This is a genomic window from Rhodopirellula sp. UBA1907, from assembly GCF_002337565.1.
In the GTDB taxonomy this organism is placed as follows: Bacteria; Planctomycetota; Planctomycetia; order Pirellulales; family Pirellulaceae; genus Rhodopirellula; species Rhodopirellula europaea.
This window is the reverse complement of record NZ_DDGH01000071.1, coordinates 5,690-23,008: the sequence shown is the minus strand read 5'-3', so window position 1 is coordinate 23,008 and position 17,319 is coordinate 5,690. Positions and strand designations below refer to the sequence as shown.

12 protein-coding genes are annotated in these 17,319 nt (G+C 55.7%); 10 read left to right on the top strand and 2 right to left on the bottom strand.

The genetic code is table 11. The features are described 5' to 3' along the window. Window positions 1–10: 10 nt before the first annotated feature. From B2R17_RS15165 to B2R17_RS15125, 9 genes are all read left to right on the top strand, one after another. Window positions 11–2,089 carry an HlyD family efflux transporter periplasmic adaptor subunit gene (locus tag B2R17_RS15165; protein ID WP_339887261.1) on the top strand — a complete coding sequence of 693 codons (2,079 nt, stop codon included), beginning with the start codon at window positions 11–13 and terminating at the stop codon, window positions 2,087–2,089. After that, window positions 2,089–3,153 carry an HlyD family secretion protein gene (locus B2R17_RS15160; RefSeq protein WP_414707335.1) on the top strand — a complete coding sequence of 355 codons (1,065 nt, stop codon included), beginning with the start codon at window positions 2,089–2,091 and terminating at the stop codon, window positions 3,151–3,153. The genes B2R17_RS15165 and B2R17_RS15160 overlap by 1 nt, the downstream gene beginning before the upstream one ends. A 20-nt stretch (window positions 3,154–3,173) precedes the next feature. Then, the gene (locus tag B2R17_RS15155; RefSeq protein ID WP_286764646.1) at window positions 3,174–5,282 is read left to right on the top strand and encodes a peptidase M50; all 2,109 of its coding nucleotides are present in this window, start codon (window positions 3,174–3,176) and stop codon (window positions 5,280–5,282) included. A gap of 96 nt (window positions 5,283–5,378) precedes the next feature. Then, the gene (locus B2R17_RS15150; protein ID WP_339887258.1) at window positions 5,379–5,948 is read left to right on the top strand and encodes a peptide chain release factor-like protein; all 570 of its coding nucleotides are present in this window, start codon (window positions 5,379–5,381) and stop codon (window positions 5,946–5,948) included. Between the two features lie 7 nt (window positions 5,949–5,955). Continuing rightward, the gene (locus B2R17_RS15145) at window positions 5,956–6,726 is read left to right on the top strand and encodes a rhomboid family intramembrane serine protease (protein ID WP_007332907.1); all 771 of its coding nucleotides are present in this window, start codon (window positions 5,956–5,958) and stop codon (window positions 6,724–6,726) included. A gap of 131 nt (window positions 6,727–6,857) precedes the next feature. Then, window positions 6,858–7,769, top strand: a complete 912-nt coding sequence (locus B2R17_RS15140) for a hypothetical protein (protein ID WP_286764644.1) — start codon at window positions 6,858–6,860, stop codon at window positions 7,767–7,769. Between the two features lie 142 nt (window positions 7,770–7,911). Continuing rightward, window positions 7,912–9,072, top strand: coding sequence for a metallophosphoesterase family protein (locus B2R17_RS15135; protein WP_339887256.1), 1,161 nt, complete (start codon window positions 7,912–7,914; stop codon window positions 9,070–9,072). A gap of 70 nt (window positions 9,073–9,142) precedes the next feature. Further along, window positions 9,143–10,438, top strand: coding sequence for a DUF1552 domain-containing protein (locus tag B2R17_RS15130; protein ID WP_286764642.1), 1,296 nt, complete (start codon window positions 9,143–9,145; stop codon window positions 10,436–10,438). Between the two features lie 2 nt (window positions 10,439–10,440). Beyond that, window positions 10,441–12,972: a DUF1592 domain-containing protein gene (locus B2R17_RS15125; protein ID WP_339887235.1), complete on the top strand. Its 2,532-nt coding sequence runs from the start codon at window positions 10,441–10,443 to the stop codon at window positions 12,970–12,972. Window positions 12,973–12,996: 24 nt separating this feature from the next. On the opposite strand, the gene B2R17_RS15120 is transcribed toward B2R17_RS15125, so the two are convergent. Together B2R17_RS15120 and B2R17_RS15115 are read right to left on the bottom strand one after the other, a co-directional pair. Next, a complete protein-coding gene (locus B2R17_RS15120) occupies window positions 12,997–14,751 on the bottom strand; it encodes a hypothetical protein (protein WP_286764640.1) in 1,755 nt (584 codons plus the stop codon). Further along, on the bottom strand, window positions 14,748–15,431 hold the full coding sequence (locus B2R17_RS15115; protein WP_286764639.1) for a hypothetical protein: 684 nt from the start codon (window positions 15,429–15,431) through the stop codon (window positions 14,748–14,750). The genes B2R17_RS15120 and B2R17_RS15115 overlap by 4 nt, the downstream gene beginning before the upstream one ends. Window positions 15,432–15,713: 282 nt before the next feature. On the opposite strand from B2R17_RS15115, the gene B2R17_RS15110 reads away from it, so the two are divergent. Next, the gene (locus B2R17_RS15110; RefSeq protein ID WP_286764638.1) at window positions 15,714–17,189 is read left to right on the top strand and encodes a TlpA disulfide reductase family protein; all 1,476 of its coding nucleotides are present in this window, start codon (window positions 15,714–15,716) and stop codon (window positions 17,187–17,189) included. Window positions 17,190–17,319: the final 130 nt, after the last annotated feature.

The following is a 17,319-nucleotide window of genomic DNA, read 5'->3' as shown; positions in this document are numbered from 1 at the left end:
GCGCGGTCCCATGAACGCGGGGGCCGGCAATCCATCGGCTCAATCGCTGGTCGACCAAGCCCGACAGGAAATCACACAGATTGTTCGCGAGGTCGCTGCGGCGTCGCACGAACCTCGCAAACGGGCCGAGTACTTTCGGTTTCTTGCCGACCGCGTTCTGCGTGCAATGGCAGGTCATGGCGTGGTCATTTGGACGCGTCCTCTGCAAGGCGACTCCACCGCCAAGGATTATGTCGTCGAGCATCGTCTCGGCCGTGTGACTGATTCCGCGCTGGTGGATGAGGCTGAACTGGTCCATCAATGCTTGCTGGCAGAAGTTGCGACCGACGGGATTCCCGTCGTGGTGCCGCCCACACCGGGTGCGGACCAGATCGACGTTCCCGCCAATCCAATGCCTTACCCTGCGGCGATTGTGCCGATTCGTATCGACCCGTCGACGTCGTTGCCGGAAGGGTTGATCGAAGTCTTCCTGGACGAAGGCGGAACCGCGGCGAGCCAACGCGGTGCTCTTCGCTTCCTCGCTCAAATGTCGGATCTCGCGGGCGAGTTCCTGCGGATGCGTCGGCTGAAAAAGCTCAGTCAATTGCTTGAGGCGACCGATCGTGTCGATGCCGCCGTGGAGCGTTTGCATCGAATGACGTCGACGGCGATGATCCAGGCCGCTTGGGTCGACGCCGCGGCTGAGTTGTTGCGACTGCCTCGTGTTGCATTGTGCCGAGTGGATACGACGCAGCCACGAATCGTCGCGGTCAGCCATGTTGATCGCATCGACCAACACAGTGAAGCTGCCAAGGCGATCCGATCGGCAACGGAGTCCAGCCTGCAACCGCAACATGGTTTGTGGTTCGCAGATTGCCACGAAGTAGCCTCGCCGTCAGGTTCTGATGAAACCGAATCTGCTCCGACCGAATCGGTACCGACGCGTTCCACCAGCGAACCCTCCTGGGTCGTTGCGGCGCATCCCGATTCGCATTGGCGGCTGGTTGGATTCACGTCGGATGAAGCGGAGCACTTGTCCGAAGAAGTTTACTGGGGCACGTTGAACCGATTGCTCGTCGGAGGAGCCTCCGCGTGGACGGCCGCGCGCCGCATCGAATCGGTTCCGGGCGGTCGTTGGTTTTCGCGTTTGCTCGTCGAACCTGATTCAGCCTCCACCGATGCGGTTCAAAATACCAGCGTCTCGTATCGCGCTCGGCGTTTGCGAGCAAATCGTTCTCGCGTCCGAAAGGCCGCCACTTGGTTTGCCGCGATGGTTGTCATCGCCATTTTGGTTTGTTTGCCGATGCCGAGCTTGGTGCCGGTCACCGGAGTGATTCGCCCGGTCGAGCTGGACACGTATCACGCCGCCAGCGACGCGGTTGTGGATTCGTTGCATGTGAATCATGGACAAATGGTGCGGCGAGGCGATCTTTTGGCGACGCTTACGTCGTCGGACTTGCAAGAGCAGGAAACCAGTTTGCTCGGCCGGCAAGCCGTGCTGCTGCGACAGCAAGAACAAGTCAACCAAACTTTGATGTCACGTCCGTCCGCTCAATCCAATTCAGAATCGATTCATGACGGACGTGAAGTCGAAGAAGAAATCGAATCCATCCGCCGGCAACTCGAAATCATTCGAGAATCGAAGGACCGGCTGGTCTTGAGAGCCCTGCGTGATGGGCGTGTCGATGCTTGGCGATTGCAGGAACGTTTGGCCAACCGTCCGCTGCGTCGCGGAGATGATGTCCTGAGTGTGATCGCGGAAGACTCGGCCTGGGTCGTCGATGCTCGCGTTCCGCAAACTCGATTGCAGACCGTCGACAAGGCATTGCAATCCGAAACATTGACCGCTGACGTCGGGACGGCTTGGTCCAGTGAGATGGATCTGGTTGCCGCAGCGGAGCGGTTTGGTCCCATCGTGCCCGACCCAACAGATGGAACACCATCGGTGGTGATGCGATTGAGTTTGGACCAACCGCCCACGCTCGGTGATCAACCGCTCGCCGAAATGCCCGCTCGTGTCACGCTGCATTGTGGACACACTCCGGTGGGTTGGTTCTTAGTTCAGGACGTTGTGCATTGGTGCCAAGTCCAATGGGGAGGCTATTTCTGATGTGCCATGCAATAAAAAGATGTCACGCATTGAAAGCCATCGTGTGCTTGCTTGCGATCACTGGTTGGGGAGTCGCATCGGTTCATGCCGCCGAACCAGCTGAAAAACGTCAGGTTGAAACCAATGTTGTCGAAGTTCGTGATGTCGTCGTTGACTTCAAACAACAAATCGACGTGCCGGCTCTACAAAGCGGTGCGGTTGCTGAAACCAGCGTGCGTCCAAACCAGTTTGTTCGGCAAAAGGATGTGTTGGGCAAACTGGATTCGCAGTCGCTGATCATTCGGCGTCGAGCGGCATCGCTGCAATACGAGTCGGCCAAGCTGATCACCAGTGACAACCTTGAAATGCAATTCGCGGAAACGTCGCTCGCCGAAGCCGAGGCGGAACTCGACGCCAGCAACGCGACCGAGCAAAAGTTCAACGGGGCGGTGTCGTCCAATCAGTTGAGACGGATGCGATTGGCGGTCGAACGCGCTCGTTTGGAAGTCGCTCGGACAAAAAAACAAATTCGTCAAGCCGAGATCGACACGCAACTTGCCGCTGCTGATTTGGCATTGATCGATGACGAACTGGCACAACTCGAATGTGTCAGTCCGATTGACGGAGTCGTTTTGACGGTGCATCGCGAAACGGGGGAATGGATCGCGAAGGGACAACCTTGGGTTACCGTTGCCACCGCAGGTGAGCTGACGTTGCATGCTCTGGTGGGTGCAGATGAACTTTCGCCGGCAACCTGCGTCGGATTGGACGTCAGTGTGCATTGGGGCAACGAAGTCGATGGGACCGCGAAAATGTTGGCGGGTAAAATCACATCGGTCGATCCGACTCGTTTGCCCGGGAACCGTTTCCGCCTGCACGCGGAAGTTCAAAACCGCCGGCAAACGCATGATGGTTCGATTCCTCCGCGAACCGCCATCGTTCCTGGTTCAGGGCACAGCGTTGACCAGCATTGGCAATTGTTGCCGGGGGCCCAAGTCACCATGCGAATCTATCGTTCACGCGATGAAATGGCGTGGCGGATGAACCTCGATCAGCCTCAAACCTTTCGCGGGAAAACGCGGTGATGGGCGGTTCGGAATCCACCATGAATTCCGGCCGCGAATCATCGGCTCTGCGTCAGGACTTGCACGCGTTGCCTTTGCCCGATGGTCGCGGATTGGTCATCGTCGATGACATTGGCGGCCGCTTCGCTCGCACGACCAAACGCATTTGGCAATCACTTGTAGGATCCACGTCCCAAGGACACGGGCAAACATCGCCAACCGAAGCGACGTATTGGGCACAGGCCAAAGCGGCGGGCTGGCTGAAACGTGGCAGCACCGAAACGATCAATGTCCGGTCGCGGTGGCTTCAGTCGCCTCTGTCGTTTCGCATTCCGCTGGCATCCATTGATCCGGTGGCTCGACGCTTGGTTCCGATCAGCGGGTTGCTGTTTTCGCCGCTGGCCATTTTTCTGTTCAGCATTGCTGGAATGGTTTCGCTGTTGTTTTGGATGGTGCGATGGCAGCAGTGGGCTGGAGCGGTGCCTTCGCTGCATGGCTACCTGACATCGCTGCAGCCACTCACCATTGCGGCAACGTTCGTGTTGACCAAGACCGCTCATGAGTTAGGCCACGCGGTTCTTTGCCGGCGATTCGGATCACGCTGTGGTGTGATTGGAATTTGGTGGTTGTGCTTCATGCCGTGTCCCTATGTCGATGTCACGGATGTTTGGCGACAACCCAACGCCACCAGACGCGGTGCGGTGATGGCCGCGGGGATTTGGGTCGAGTGGATCATTGCGATGGTGGCGTTGTGGGTTTGGTGGTTGGCGCCGTCTCATGACGTTCGCATGACCGCGATGAACGTGGTTTTGGTTTGTGGGATCAGCACCGTCTTGTTCAACGCGAATCCGCTGATGCGATACGACGGCTATTTCATTCTCAGTGACTTGTTGGACACCGCAAATTTACGAGAGGAAGCTCGACGCGGATTGCGATTGATCCTCGTCTCGCCGCTCGCTCGGTGGACTCGATTTGGCAAACGGGTCTGGGCGATGGCCGGTTATCACTTGGCGTCCAAGCTGTACCGGATCTCAATCAGCATCGCGATTGCAACCTTCGTCTTGCAGTGGGCCGCCGGATGGGGACTTTGGCGAATCGCCATGGTCATCGTTGCGTTCGGTGCGGTTCGCTATGCGATGTCCGGTGTTCAGTCGCTTTTTCGCATGGTTCACGGAAGCGGTGGTTGGACGGGAGTTCCCGGTGGACGACGAGTCGGATTGGCAATCTGTTTTTGTATCGTCGGGATTTCGATTCTGATGGTTCCCTTCCCGCGATATCGACACATCACAGGTGTCGTTCGTGTTCGAGATGCCGCGTCGGTCTATTTGCCTCGAGGCGGTGTGATCCAAACGGTCGACGTTCGTGTGGGTGATCGGGTGGAAGTCGGTCAGCGGTTGGCGGAGATTTACGATCCCGCGTTGGCATTGAAATTCGAAAAGACACGCGGGCAACAATCCGTGATTCAGGAACGTGTGCATTCCACGCGATTGGCTTCGCTGCGAACCGGAACATCGACGAGAGACTGGCAAACGTTGGAGGCGGCATCGGCCTCGTTGGCATCGAATCAAATGCAGCTCCAGAAGAGGCTCGACGCGCTGCGTTTGTTAAGTCCCAAACCTGGTTTAATTCTTCCCCCTTCGAAATCGACCGCCGCGGCCGCAGAGAAACGTGACTGGAGAATGGATGATCCGTTCACTCTTCGTCCGACCGTTGGGCAAACCACGGAAGACCGTATCGAATGGTGTCGCGTCGCGTCGCAGGCGCGACTGGAAGTCGTGTTGAAGATTGACGCGATGGATCGAGAACGCATCGCGAAAGGTTCACCGGTGCGATTGACATCGCCGACGATGCCGGGAAGCAGACTGTCAACAAGCGTTCGAAGTGTGTCGCCGATGGAACTGGCCAGCGATTCTCTTTCCGCACCCAAAGCACAGGAAGAGCGTTCTTATGAGGCGGTGTGCGACTTTCCCATCGAAAGCATGAGCGAGGCCACCGGCAAACAAATGATCCGCGAACCGTCGACCACTGATCGAGACCTGGACGTGTTGCTACGCTGGGACGGAGCCATTTGCCAAGCGGTGCTGCGATTGCCGCCTCAACCATTGTGGAAAGATGCAAAGCATACAATCGAACGGTTGATGGGCATCTGAGCCCGCCGTTCAAACCGATTTGTTGCCTTCGCTGTGTCTGATTCTTCCAAGCCATCCCCCGATTCCAAGCCATCGTGGCCGTCGCTTGGCGAACGGATGTCGCTTCCGATCGCGGATGGTGTTCATCCTTGTTTCTGGACGGTGGAAGAGTTAGAGAAACGCTGCCAACTACGCACACAGTCTCGCAGTGGTCCGGGCGGACAACATCGAAACCGAACCGCCTCGGGAGCGTTTCTGACATTTGATTCAGGAGTCGCTGAAATTGGTGCGATCACCGCGGAAGCGACGGAGCAGCGACAGCAAGGACGAAACCGCTCGACGGCTCTGGCCCGAATGCGGTATCTGCTGGCGGTCACGCTGCGTTCTCAGTCGCCTTTGGTTCCAAAACTGAACGACGACGATGTTGTGTTCTCAGAAACGGAACTGGATTTGCGTGATCGCTATCGCGGTTCACCGATGAAGCTGAACGAAGACAATGTTGCGAAACCCGGTGTGTTGACGTTGGTGTTGAATGATCTCTGGTGTGCGGGCGGTCAACCAAGTTTGATTGCACCTCACTGGAAGACATCGACCAGCAAGCTCGTCAATCTCGTCCGATCGCATGCTCCAGCGTTTCGTTTGGTCAATCAAATTCGACAACATCACTCACGACCACCTTTGCGGTGACTTTTCTATGATTCCTCTCCGCGATGACATTCCCAGTCGCACCACGCCGGTGATCAACTATTTGGTGATCGGCTTGTGCGCACTGGCGTTTTTGGCACAAAAAGCTTCGTCGGACCAAAGCGAAGGAATCGTCAGCGGATTCGCAATGGTGCCGCTGCGATTGACCGACCCGGATGCGACCCCGGTCATGCAGCATCGAGTCGCGGTGCAAACTCCTCGCGGTGTCGAGATCCAGGAGATCCGCCAAGAGATCGGTCCTCCCGCGGTGCCCGCTTGGGCGACCTTGATCACGTGCATGTTTCTGCACGGGGGATGGATGCATTTCCTGGGCAATATGTGGTTCTTGTATATTTTCGGTGACAACGTCGAAGACCGACTGGGGCACTTTGGGTATGCACTGCTTTATATTGGGACGGGCGTTTTGGCTGGGCTGGCTCATTTGCTCAGTGATCCGGCCAGTCCCGTGCCGACACTCGGCGCCAGTGGTGCGATTGCCGGTGTGATGGGAGCGTATGCCTTTCTCTATCCTCATGCTCGAGTGTTGGCCGTCTTGCCATTGATGTTTGTCTTTCCGACGTTCGTCTTGCCCGGCCCGGTTTTCCTCGGAATTTGGTTTGTGATTCAGCTGGTCAACAGTCTGGGTTCGCTCGCCGGTGGCGAAGCGGGGGGAGTCGCATGGTGGGCTCACGCGGGCGGATTCATTGCGGGCGCGGTGGCGGCGCTGCTGATCGGCCGTTCGCCGTTGGGACACGAAGCGATCAAAGAACGGCGATTCTGAGTTCGCCAAGACTTTTTTGCCGGCGGCGAATTGGTGATGACCAGCATCACATGAATTGAAAGCTGAGAAAGCATCCGAGGGCAATGGCCACCACGACACGTTCGCGTTCCCCGGAGTATCATGCTCCGCCCATGAACACTCCCACCTCGCCTCCACCCACCTCAACTGACGACACCTCCATCGGGGAAGCACCCGAGGATCGAGCATCGCATTCCTTTGCGATGGCCGTGTGCTTGCGCGTCGTTGTCGTTGTGCAGTGTTTTGGTTTGGGAGCCCGCTATCTGTTTTCTTCGTTGGAAACTGAAAGCGATGTTTATGGATGGCTGTATTTCGATCGCGATTGGCCGGAATCAATCGCCCTTTCGATCGACAACATGGGTGCTTTGACGACTTTGTTTGCCGGCGGGATTTTGTGTCTGAATGGTTTGTTGATACGAAAGTCGTCGGGGGAATCTTCTTGGACTCGTATCGCAGGTTGGATGGATCGGGCGGCAGCGGTTTGGATCGCGATTTGGATGCTGTTGATCGCTGCAGCTCACATGATGCGAGCAGCGGTCTTCGCGGAATTGTCGCTTTTTGAACATGCGGTCCGATACATCGCTTCGTTGGCGTTGGCTGTTTGCGGCGGAATGGGCGTTGCGTCGTGCGTGTCCCCAGCCCGGACCCGAATCGCGGTGATCCTATTGGCCGTCGCCGCCTCGCTCACCTTCGCGGCACATGGGTACAAGGCCTACGAGTGTTATGCTCCTTTCATTGACCTGATTTTGTTGTCCGACATGCAGTGGACGGAGGCGGGAATCACTCAAGCGACCGCGGAGAAACTGTTGGTTGCGATCGGAATTGCTGATATCCTTGTCGCCTTGGTTTTGCTGGTTTTCCGCTCCCGATTCGCGGCGTTTTACATGGTCGTTTGGGGTTTGGTGACCGCAGCGAGTAGAATGACCGCTCTCGGGTTGGAGGCTTGGCCCGAGACGCTGATCCGGATCGCAAACGGTGGTGTTCCGATTGTTATCTTGATCCACTGGACGGTGAAGCGAAAATAGCCTCGACTCCCACCACCCCAACTCCCACCGCGTTTGCCGTCCCACACGGCATCTGACGCACCCCACCCACCTTCGAATTGACTCGCTGATGAGATCCAGGAAACGTACGCGCTCGCCGATTCTCGGCATTCTTTGCTGTCTGATGTTGGGCGGCGGCACCGCACAAGCTGACGCTCCTTTGATAGGAACACAGCCGGCCCAGTGGCGAGTCGTTTGGACCGCGGACCCGGCGACCAGGGCCACCATTTCTTGGAGCACCAAGGAAGCGGGAGGTTCGCATTCGGTTCGTTTTCGAATCAAAGGCAGTGGCGAGACTTTGGCCGAACAGTTGGCTGAGTCCGGACGCTACACCGGCGGCGAGTTCGAGTCGTACTATCACCATGCTCGTTTGACCGATCTGCAGCCCGGAACGGCTTATGAAGTGCAAATGGTCAGTGACGCGAATGAGTCACCGGTCTTCTACTTTGTGACCGCACCGGGGACCGACCGCGACTTCAGTATTTTGCACGGGGGCGATTCTCGGTCGGATCAAGATGCACGTCGACAGATCAACAAGATGATCGCGACGTTGGTCGAGTCTTCCTACGACAACGACGATTTGTCTGATGACATATTGGCACTCGCCCACGGTGGAGATTACATCGTCACCGGAAAGAAGATGGAGCTTTGGTCGATGTGGCTATCCGACCACGAGTTGACGACCGCTTCAGATGGCCGTTTATTGCCAATCATTCCCGCTCGAGGCAATCACGACAAAGGTAAACCGTTCAACGAAGTGTTTGGTTTTCCTGAAGGTGATTTGAACTACTACGGGATCAATCTCAGTCCTCAGGTCCGCTTCACGACTTTGAATTCAGAAACCAGCACGGCTGGCGATCAAGCACAATGGTTGAAGGCGGAACTCAAAGCGTCTCGCAATTCCAATCGTTGGTTGCTCACTCAGTACCATCGGCCGGTTTATCCAGCGGTCAAAACACCTGGGGCTGGTTTGGTGAGCTGGGTTCCGCTGTTTGAAAAATACAACGTGGATTTGGTCTGCGAAGCAGACGGTCACAACATCAAACGCACCGTGCCGATCCGTGATGGCAAATCGGATGAAACCGGCGTGGTCTACATCGGTGAGGGTGGTTTAGGTGTGCCGCAGCGAACTCCCAAGACCGACCGATGGTTTTTGGAGTCACCCGGCATGGCTGACCAGGGCCATCACGTGTTTGTCTTGAAATTCACCAAGGAAGCATTGCATGGGACTTGTCTGCTATTGGACGGAACCATCCGCGACCAGTTCACACGCCCCGTTCGCTAGTAGCCAGACCCGTTCCTGGTTGACCAGATCGCCCTACCGAAACAGATCGCCTTTCCGTAACGAGTAGAATATGAGCATGTCCAAACCAAAGAATCCCGGTCGTCGTCGCTTTGTTCTTCGTTCTCTCGCCGGGTCGCTGGCGTTGCCTGGTTTGCCGTCTTTGATGGCCGACACGGTTGATCACAATTCACCGGTCCAGTCGACTCGCGGTGCGGGGACGGGGGCTCGTCGATTCGTTGCGGTTGGCAACTTGCTCGGCTTCCAACAAAAGCACTTTTTCCCGGAAACGCCCGGTCGCGAATTTGAAGAAACAACGCTGCTGAAACCGTTGGCTGAAAACCGCGAACACATCAACGTCTATCGTGGTTTGGATCATGGAATTCGCGGTGGGCACTTCGCCGTGCACACGTTTCTATCAGGTGTGCTGCATCATGAATCGAAGAACCGGCGCGATGGCAACGTGACGATCGACCAATTTCTCGCGGATGAAATTGGCAAGCAAACTCGGTTTGCATCGTTAACGGTTGGATCAGAAGGAGGCATTCACGGCGGTTGCCAAATGTCGTGGACCAAGTCGGGTGTCCGCGTGCCTCCGATCACGGGACCAGCCGAATTGTTCGACCGGTTGTTCATGACGGAGTCGGAGCAACGGCGATCTCAAATGATCAACGAGAATGCGTTGCAGGCATCGATCCTGGATTCGATCACGGAAGAAGCAGGTTCGCTTTCGAAACGAGTCAATCAAGAAGACCAATCCAAGCTGGATGAGTACTTCAGCTCGATTCGCGAAGTGGAAAAGCAACTCGAAGTACGTCGTCGGTGGGCGGATCAACCAAAACCGGAAGCCCCGTTCGAGAAGCCAGCGAACACGAACACGGTCGACGACCTGCCGATGTTGTATGAGCTGATTGCGTTGGCTCTGCAAACGGACTCGACGCGAATCGCAACGTTGGAAATTGGGGGCAGTTTCCTGCCTCAGAATCTGGGAATCGACAAGTCCTATCACAGCCTTTCGCATCACGGCAACGACGAGGAAACGATCGCACATCTGCTCACGCTGGAAACTTACCAATTGGAGCAATTTGGAAAGTTCCTGACGCGACTGGCGGCAATTCAGGATGGTGAGCAGTCATTGCTGGATTCAACCGCGGTGCTGTTCGGCAGCGGAATGGGCAACGGCAGTTCGCACACGAATTCAGACTTGCCAATCGTGCTGGCAGGTGGCGGCTACGGTCGCGGTGAATTCAAGAAAGTGGGTTCCGGCAACCGTAATAAAGTTCCGCTGTGCAACCTGTATGTCGACATCGCTCAAAAAATGGGCGTGCAAACGGAGTCGTTTGGCACCAGCACCGGGAGCTTCTCATAACCGTGGGCCAGATACTTCCGAGTCGATCGTTTCTGTCAAACTTGCGTTTCGCGATCTTGGTCGTGCTGTGTCTGTTGCACTTGCCTGAATCCTTCGCGGAGGAAACTGACTCGACGACAGACGATGACGCTTCATCGGTGGTCGCGGACTTTCTAGGGAAGTATTGCTTGGAATGTCACGACAACGCCTCGGCGGAGGGCGAGCGAGAATTCGAGTCGTTCAAGCTTCCGATCTCGTCCGAGCAGCAACTGATCGCGACGGATGAGATCATCGATCAGGTAACGCTGAAGACGATGCCACCGGAGGATTCCGAACAACCAACCGACGAGGAACGTTTGGCTTTGCTTCAAGAGTTGCGAAGCAGCGTTGCCGAAGCTCGCGGTCAATTCGAAGGCTCCACTGGCCGTACCGTGATGCGTCGACTTTCCAACCGTGAATACGAGGTGACTTTGGCGGCGCTGTTTGGCCGTCGTGTCGACACGTTGGGACTGACCGCTGACTTTCCGAAGGAAAAGACGAGTCACCACATCGACACGATTGGCGAATCGTTGGTCACTTCGGGATTTTTGCTGGACCAATATTTCCAAGCTGCCTCGCGATTGGTGGAAACGCGACTTGGCAAACCTTCAACGGAACCCAAGTCGTGGCACTTCACCGACAACTTTCAACAGTACGAAGAATTGTCGGGGGCACACCGAACTGTTTTCAATTTTGAATACTTGTGTTTGTACGAGCAACCCAACACCGACACACGACAAGGCGGCTACGGACACATCGAAGACTTCCTCGAAGGTGTCCCCGTGTCGGGGCTTTACGACATCGAGGTGAACGCCCAAGCGATGCATCGGGACACACACTACGATCCCAAGATTTTCCGCATCGATTTCTCGGAACCGTTTCAAATCGCGGTGGTTCCCGGCGATGCCACGAAGGGGCACATTCACTACCCGCAGGCGATCGAGCCGATTCTGGCAACTGCCATCGTTCCTGACGAGCAGCCTGAATGGTTGTCGTTTCGCGTTTGGCTCGAAGCGGGGCAGACACCTCGATTCATTTTTCCGAACGGCCCGTATGAGTCACGGGCTTCGGTGATCGAAACCAATCGCCGGTACAAGGACGAGTTCAAGAATCCCAAAGTCGGTGTCAGCCGAACATCGCTTCTTCGCCAAGGGAAATTGCCGCACATTCGCATCGGTGAGATCAAGGTGCGTGGTCCGGTGGAGGAGCCCAACGGCAGCGAAGAGGAGCGTGCCGTTTTTGGAAACGACGGGTTCCAGGAAGACCACGCTTTGGACCAATTGTTCGCGTTTGGCCAACGTGCCTATCGCCGCACGCTCGAACAAGCGGACCGCGATCGGATCGAGTCGATCTACAACAAAAGGTTGTCGGAAGACGCGACCCCGCGACAAGCTGCACTCGATACGTTGAAGATGATTCTGTGCTCGCCGTCGTTTCTCTACCTCAGCGAGATCACGCCGGAAGACGAGACGTTGCTGCGGCCGTTCGACTTGGCGTCGCGTCTTTCTTATGCGTTGTGGGCTGCACCGCCGGACGAAGAGCTCTTTGAGGAAGCCAAATCAGGCAGACTGACCGAGTCAGACGTTTTGACGGAGCAAATCGAGCGAATGCTTCAATCAGATCGCTCCAACGAATTCGTGAACGGCTTTCTCGATAGTTGGTTGAACCTTCGTGACATTGGGAATCTGCCACCGCCGCGTAAGGCGGTACCCGATTACTATGCCGAGAATCTTCCGGAGTCGATGAAGCAGGAGACGCGTTTGTTCTTTCGGCATTTGTTGGATGAGAACGGACCGGTGACGGATCTGCTGGACGCGGACTATTCGTTCGTGGATAAGAAGCTGGCGAAGCTCTACAGGTTGCCTGAGAAGGACACGATGCGTTTGGCCGATGGATTTCAACGTGTCAGCCTGGACGAGAACCGCCAGCGCGGTGGTGTGTTGGGCATGGCCGGTGTGTTGACCGTCAGTGCGAATGGTGTCGACACGTCGCCTGTGACTCGCGGTGTTTGGGTGCTCGAGAACATTCTCGGAACTCCGCCGCCTCCGCCGCCGGATGAGGTGCCGAGCATCGATGCCAACGTCAGTGGATCAACGACGATTCGGGGAAGGTTGTCAAAACACAGCCAAGACAAAACCTGTGCCGTGTGTCATCGCAGCATTGACCCGCTCGGGTATGCACTGGAAACGTTTGACCCAATCGGGCGTTGGCGAGACAAATATCCGAAGGCCAAGGGGAAAGGCAAAGCGGCCAAGATCGACGCGATGGGCAAGTTCCCTTCCGGCGAAGAGTTCACGAATTTCGGCGATTTCAAACAGAAGCTACTAGAAAGCCGCCGCGAGCAATTCACTCGGAGTCTGATCGAAAAGCTGCTGGCCTACTCGACTGGCCGGCACATGGAGCGTGCTGATCAATTTGAGATCGACGACATCTTGGTGCGCGTCCAAGCGGACGGCGGCGGGCTGCGGACGATGGTGACCGAGGTACTGACCAGCAATCTGTTTCGATCTCGCTGAACTTGTCATCGGTTCGCAATTGTTTCATTCGTCGTCCGGTTTTGGCTCGGCAGATATCTCCAGCCACACTGGATCTGTTGCGGGCATCGGAACGGTGATCCGAACATTTTGTACGACCGGGCCTCCTGGAACGAGGTGCTGTGTAGTTGGGAAGAACGATCCACCTCGCACTTCAACCGAAATTTCTTGGTCGCTGTTTGGATCAGTTTTGGGAAGCCACCAGGTTTGGAGATTGGGTATGCCTTCGTAACGCCACTTGCGATGCAGACCCCACGGGTATACCAAACTCGTTACATCGGGGACGTCGGTCGTGAGAGTCAAACGATTCATTTCGGCGGCAGAGTCGTGCATCGTCGCGAGTGGCAATCTGGATTTTGCAATCTTACGCCACGGAAAGGGAGCGACGCTATCAGGAGTCGGAGCGATCGGCTTCGCAAAGTCGATCTTGGGATAAAGTGAAGCAAGCGGCCGACGATGTGGTTGGTTTGATCCTTCGGGAGAGGCGTTATCGACCATCTCAATCTCACGCCAAAGGAATTGGGAATCGAAACGAGTGACGAATTGACAGGCTTTCATTGGAAGGCTGTCGGGCGAGGCGTGCGGCAGAAAACCGACTCGGTTGGGGTGAGAGGCATCAAAGAGAATTTCGATGATTGGTTTCGCTCCTGACGCACACGGCTGGTAGTGAGCAAAGACACGCATTCTCGTATCGTCATCATTGATGGATGCCTCCGTGACCTGTTCGTTCTTAAAACGAACTCCGTCACGTCTGATTGGTTCCAACGTGTCGTTCAGCGATTGGGGGACAGCAAACGGTGCGGCTTCTGACTTGTCCAACGCTTGGGGCTGCGGCTGTTCATCGAGGATAGGCCGGATCGATACACCAAGTGGAAAGTAAGGATGCGTAAATCGATTGTCACCAAGTGTTGCGCCGAAGGAAGGCGAGATGCCAATGACGTCGCGCAGTTCGGTTTGGTTGGACACAACAACTTTGATGCCCTGGCGATGGCCAATTCCTTCGTTTGCATTGTCGTTCAGTGGGAAATGAAAGACGGGGGCTCGATCGGGAACCACTGACGTGGGTGAGATCCAAAGGCAATTGCCTTTGCTGTCGTAATCCTCGGGAATCTGCAGCGAGTTGTATTGCTTGAGTGGATGGCTGATGGAATGCCTTTGCAACTTGAGCTTCAATGGCTGATCCAATGGATACGCGGAGGATTGATCGGAAGCGTCACTGGAGCTTGAGCTGCCAGATGAGTCAGTCCATGATTTGGGGTGGTGATATTGCAAAATGACTTCATCGTCGAGGAAAACGATGGAGTGATAACCTTCGCTATCGTTGGTCGTTTTCAAATGAATCGAGTGTTCCCCAGTTGGCAACGCAGTGGCTCGGTAGTTGGACGGCAACGTTGTCGGATTGATGGACTCGGTCGCCAGTCGCAATTCAAGGTCTGCTTCAGCTGGTGCGCTGTACTTCCAACTGTCGATGCTGTGCCAAATGCTAGGCAATGATCGGACATTGAGTTGTTGGTCATCGGCGACGACAAGTTGCGTGGTTGCGAATCGCATGCTTTCGATCTCCGCCTCGAGCACCGGAATCTCACGATTCGCGAGATACACGGGCAGCCAAACGGCAACGACTGTCATTAGCAACAGAAGTTCCAGCAGGCCGAATTGAATTCGTTTGCTCTGGGATCTGGAGGACACCGCTGCCTTAGGCAAGGGATCATTTGATGAAACAGTTTGTTTTGGTTCGCTGGTGTCGCCGTCGTCGCTCATGGAGTCGTCTCCTGCATGGACGTGGTATCGCCTCTGGCCCACGCGTCAAAAGCTGCTCTGTGTTTATCGCCGTACACGTACAGGTGGAAGCCGCGATACAGGTCATTCTCAGTTTCGCCATTTCGTTTCTTGGCAAGATTTTTCTCTCGCAAACGGATCAAGCAAATCGCTTCGTCTGTTTCGAATGAGCGGGATTTGTCTCCTAGAGCCACTGGAGTTTCGATGACCAAGTCATCTAGGCTTTCCAGATCGAAATCGTCTGGCAGGCTAATTGTGCTAGAGCTACCTCCGGTGTCTCGGCAGCATATCCATTTGCCGTCGCTTTTGACCAAGGCGATCGTTGTCAGCAACTCTTCTGGCGTCTTATTCGGATTGCCCCAGCTGCTACTCGAACCCCCACGCCCCTGAGGAGAGTTTGCGGCCACGAGTCCGCCTTGTGTCGAAAATGATGCCCCGTAGTTGGCAGGGAAGTGAATGCGATACCTCCACACGTGAGCCTGCTCCACTCCGGGTGGCACAACATCGTTGGGAGTGGGGACTGCCACCATCGTGACCTGTGTCGGGTCTTCGACTTCCAGCAATCCAATTTCGTCTCGAAGGTCAGCGTGTATTCGTCGTAGCGTCGAAAGTTCCAGGTTGGAGTGAATCAATAACCCAATCCCAACGAGCAAAAGCATCATCAACAAGATGCGAGGGATTCGAAGCGGTAGTGAATTTGGCTTGGGCAATTGGCACTCCGATCCGACGATCAAAGTTGATGGAATGAGCGAAATGACTGTTCTCAATCAGTTCCTCAAGTCTAGCAGAGACTTGTTACGGGCTTGGAAACTACCGTCGGTGCCTGGATTCGGGCGGATAGGCTTTCGGATGCTGATCGCCAGCAACAGCTCGCTGGAGAGACCGGTTAGGATCGGCCGCAGGCGGAAACCATCGGTTCGATCAATTTCCAAGGAAAACATTTGATGCGTTTGCAAAAGTTTCTGGCCTTTGCCTTGCTTGCGGCACCGTTGAGCTTCGTGCTCGCCTTCCCAACCACGTCTTGCGGGCAAGATCAGTCGGCCGAATCAAAAGAGGTTGACGAGGAACCAGTCGAGGTGGATGCCGAAATACTCTCTCTTCCCGATCGAATTCTTCAATTGGTGAAAGAGGGAAAGCCGGCTGAGGCAGCGAAGATTCTTGAGACGGCAATGGAGTCAGATGTGGTCGCGGAACCGCTCAAGGCGTTTCATCAAACGATCGCGACCGGGTTTGTTCGTGCACGCAAGTACGACAAAGCAATGGAGCAATTTGGAGCCGCGGTTGAGTTTGAACTCGCTCGGACCGATTCGCCTTCCGCCGCGGTACAGCTCTGCAGTTTGATTCAACAGGTCAACATCTATGGTCTTCACGCTGTCGAACCTGAGATGGTTTCTGATTGGTCTGATCAAGCCATTGAGAAGGTTCGAGCGTTGGAAGCGGAGTACCCGATTGAGATCCAAACCGCACTGTCGAGTTTGATCCGAACGCGTGCCTCGATGTTGGCACGCGAAGACGAGGATTCGGCCAAGGAGATGCTTGCGAAACAGGTGGCAGCGCTGGAGGCTATCGTCGATACCGACGAACGATCGGAGGATGTGTACGTTGCCCTGATCAGTCTGCTGACCACTCAAGCGAGAATGTTCGAGGATGCCGATGGACAAGACCGCGTGGCGGTCACGGTCGAACAAGCATTGGCGGCGTATCCAGATTCCCAGGCGGTGTTGAGTTTGTACGCGAGCAACGAATACTCGGTGATCAGCGGGCTTGCTCGAGTCGACCCCGACGAAGCGAGCGAACGAATGGAGGCGGCAATCGCCAAGTTGACGCCGTTTGAGGAAATGAAACGGGTTGAACGAACACTCCGGCGAATCAAGTCTTTGGCGAGTCGTATTGAGTCGACACGCAAGCAATTGGAGATGATTGGAAAGCCAGCTCCCGCATTGGACATCGATGGGTGGGCGAACGCAGACGGAATGAGTTTGGAGGACTTGGATGGCAAGGTTGTCCTGTACGACTTCTGGGCGATTTGGTGTGGCCCTTGCATCGCAACGTTCCCTCATCTGCGAGAGTTCCGCGAAGAGTTCGGTGACCAAGGATTCGAAGTCGTGGGGATCACTCGCTACTACGGCTATGTCTGGGACGAAGAGGCTGAAAAGGCGGTCAACGGATCCGACGACGTCGAGCCGGAAGAGGAGCGAGACGCGATCGGAAAGTTCTTGCAATCCAAGGACATGAAGCACCCCACCATCATTTCGCCCAAGGTCACTGACATGCAGTCCAACTTTGGTGTGACCGGGATTCCTCATGCGGTGCTGGTCGATCGCGAAGGCAACGTCCAGATGATCAAGGTCGGCAGTGGTCAAGCCAACGCCGACGCACTGCACGCCAAGATCAAAGAACTGTTGGGTGAAGCTTCCTGAGTGCGCAATGCGACCGTTGAGTGATCGTGTTTGCCGCAAAGGCCAACGCGGCACGCGGCGTGAGGATCAGCGTGGTGTCGGTTCGCTAAGCACGTGAGCAGGAGTCCTTGGGCTTTATCACGTAGCGGCG

Excerpts from the sequence above, each read along its gene's own strand:
- B2R17_RS15165 (WP_339887261.1), top strand. The coding sequence starts at position 11 with ATGAACGCGGGGGCCGGCAATCCATCGGCTCAATCGCTGGTCGACCAA.
- B2R17_RS15110 (WP_286764638.1), top strand. The coding sequence starts at position 15,714 with ATGCGTTTGCAAAAGTTTCTGGCCTTTGCCTTGCTTGCGGCACCGTTG.
- B2R17_RS15150 (WP_339887258.1), top strand. The coding sequence starts at position 5,379 with ATGTCGCTTCCGATCGCGGATGGTGTTCATCCTTGTTTCTGGACGGTG.
- B2R17_RS15130 (WP_286764642.1), top strand. The coding sequence starts at position 9,143 with ATGAGCATGTCCAAACCAAAGAATCCCGGTCGTCGTCGCTTTGTTCTT.
- B2R17_RS15120 (WP_286764640.1), bottom strand. The coding sequence starts at position 14,751 with ATGAGCGACGACGGCGACACCAGCGAACCAAAACAAACTGTTTCATCA.
- B2R17_RS15160 (WP_414707335.1), top strand. The coding sequence starts at position 2,089 with ATGTGCCATGCAATAAAAAGATGTCACGCATTGAAAGCCATCGTGTGC.
- B2R17_RS15115 (WP_286764639.1), bottom strand. The coding sequence starts at position 15,431 with ATGATGCTTTTGCTCGTTGGGATTGGGTTATTGATTCACTCCAACCTG.
- B2R17_RS15135 (WP_339887256.1), top strand. The coding sequence starts at position 7,912 with ATGTTGGGCGGCGGCACCGCACAAGCTGACGCTCCTTTGATAGGAACA.
- B2R17_RS15145 (WP_007332907.1), top strand. The coding sequence starts at position 5,956 with ATGATTCCTCTCCGCGATGACATTCCCAGTCGCACCACGCCGGTGATC.
- B2R17_RS15140 (WP_286764644.1), top strand. The coding sequence starts at position 6,858 with ATGAACACTCCCACCTCGCCTCCACCCACCTCAACTGACGACACCTCC.
- B2R17_RS15155 (WP_286764646.1), top strand. The coding sequence starts at position 3,174 with ATGAATTCCGGCCGCGAATCATCGGCTCTGCGTCAGGACTTGCACGCG.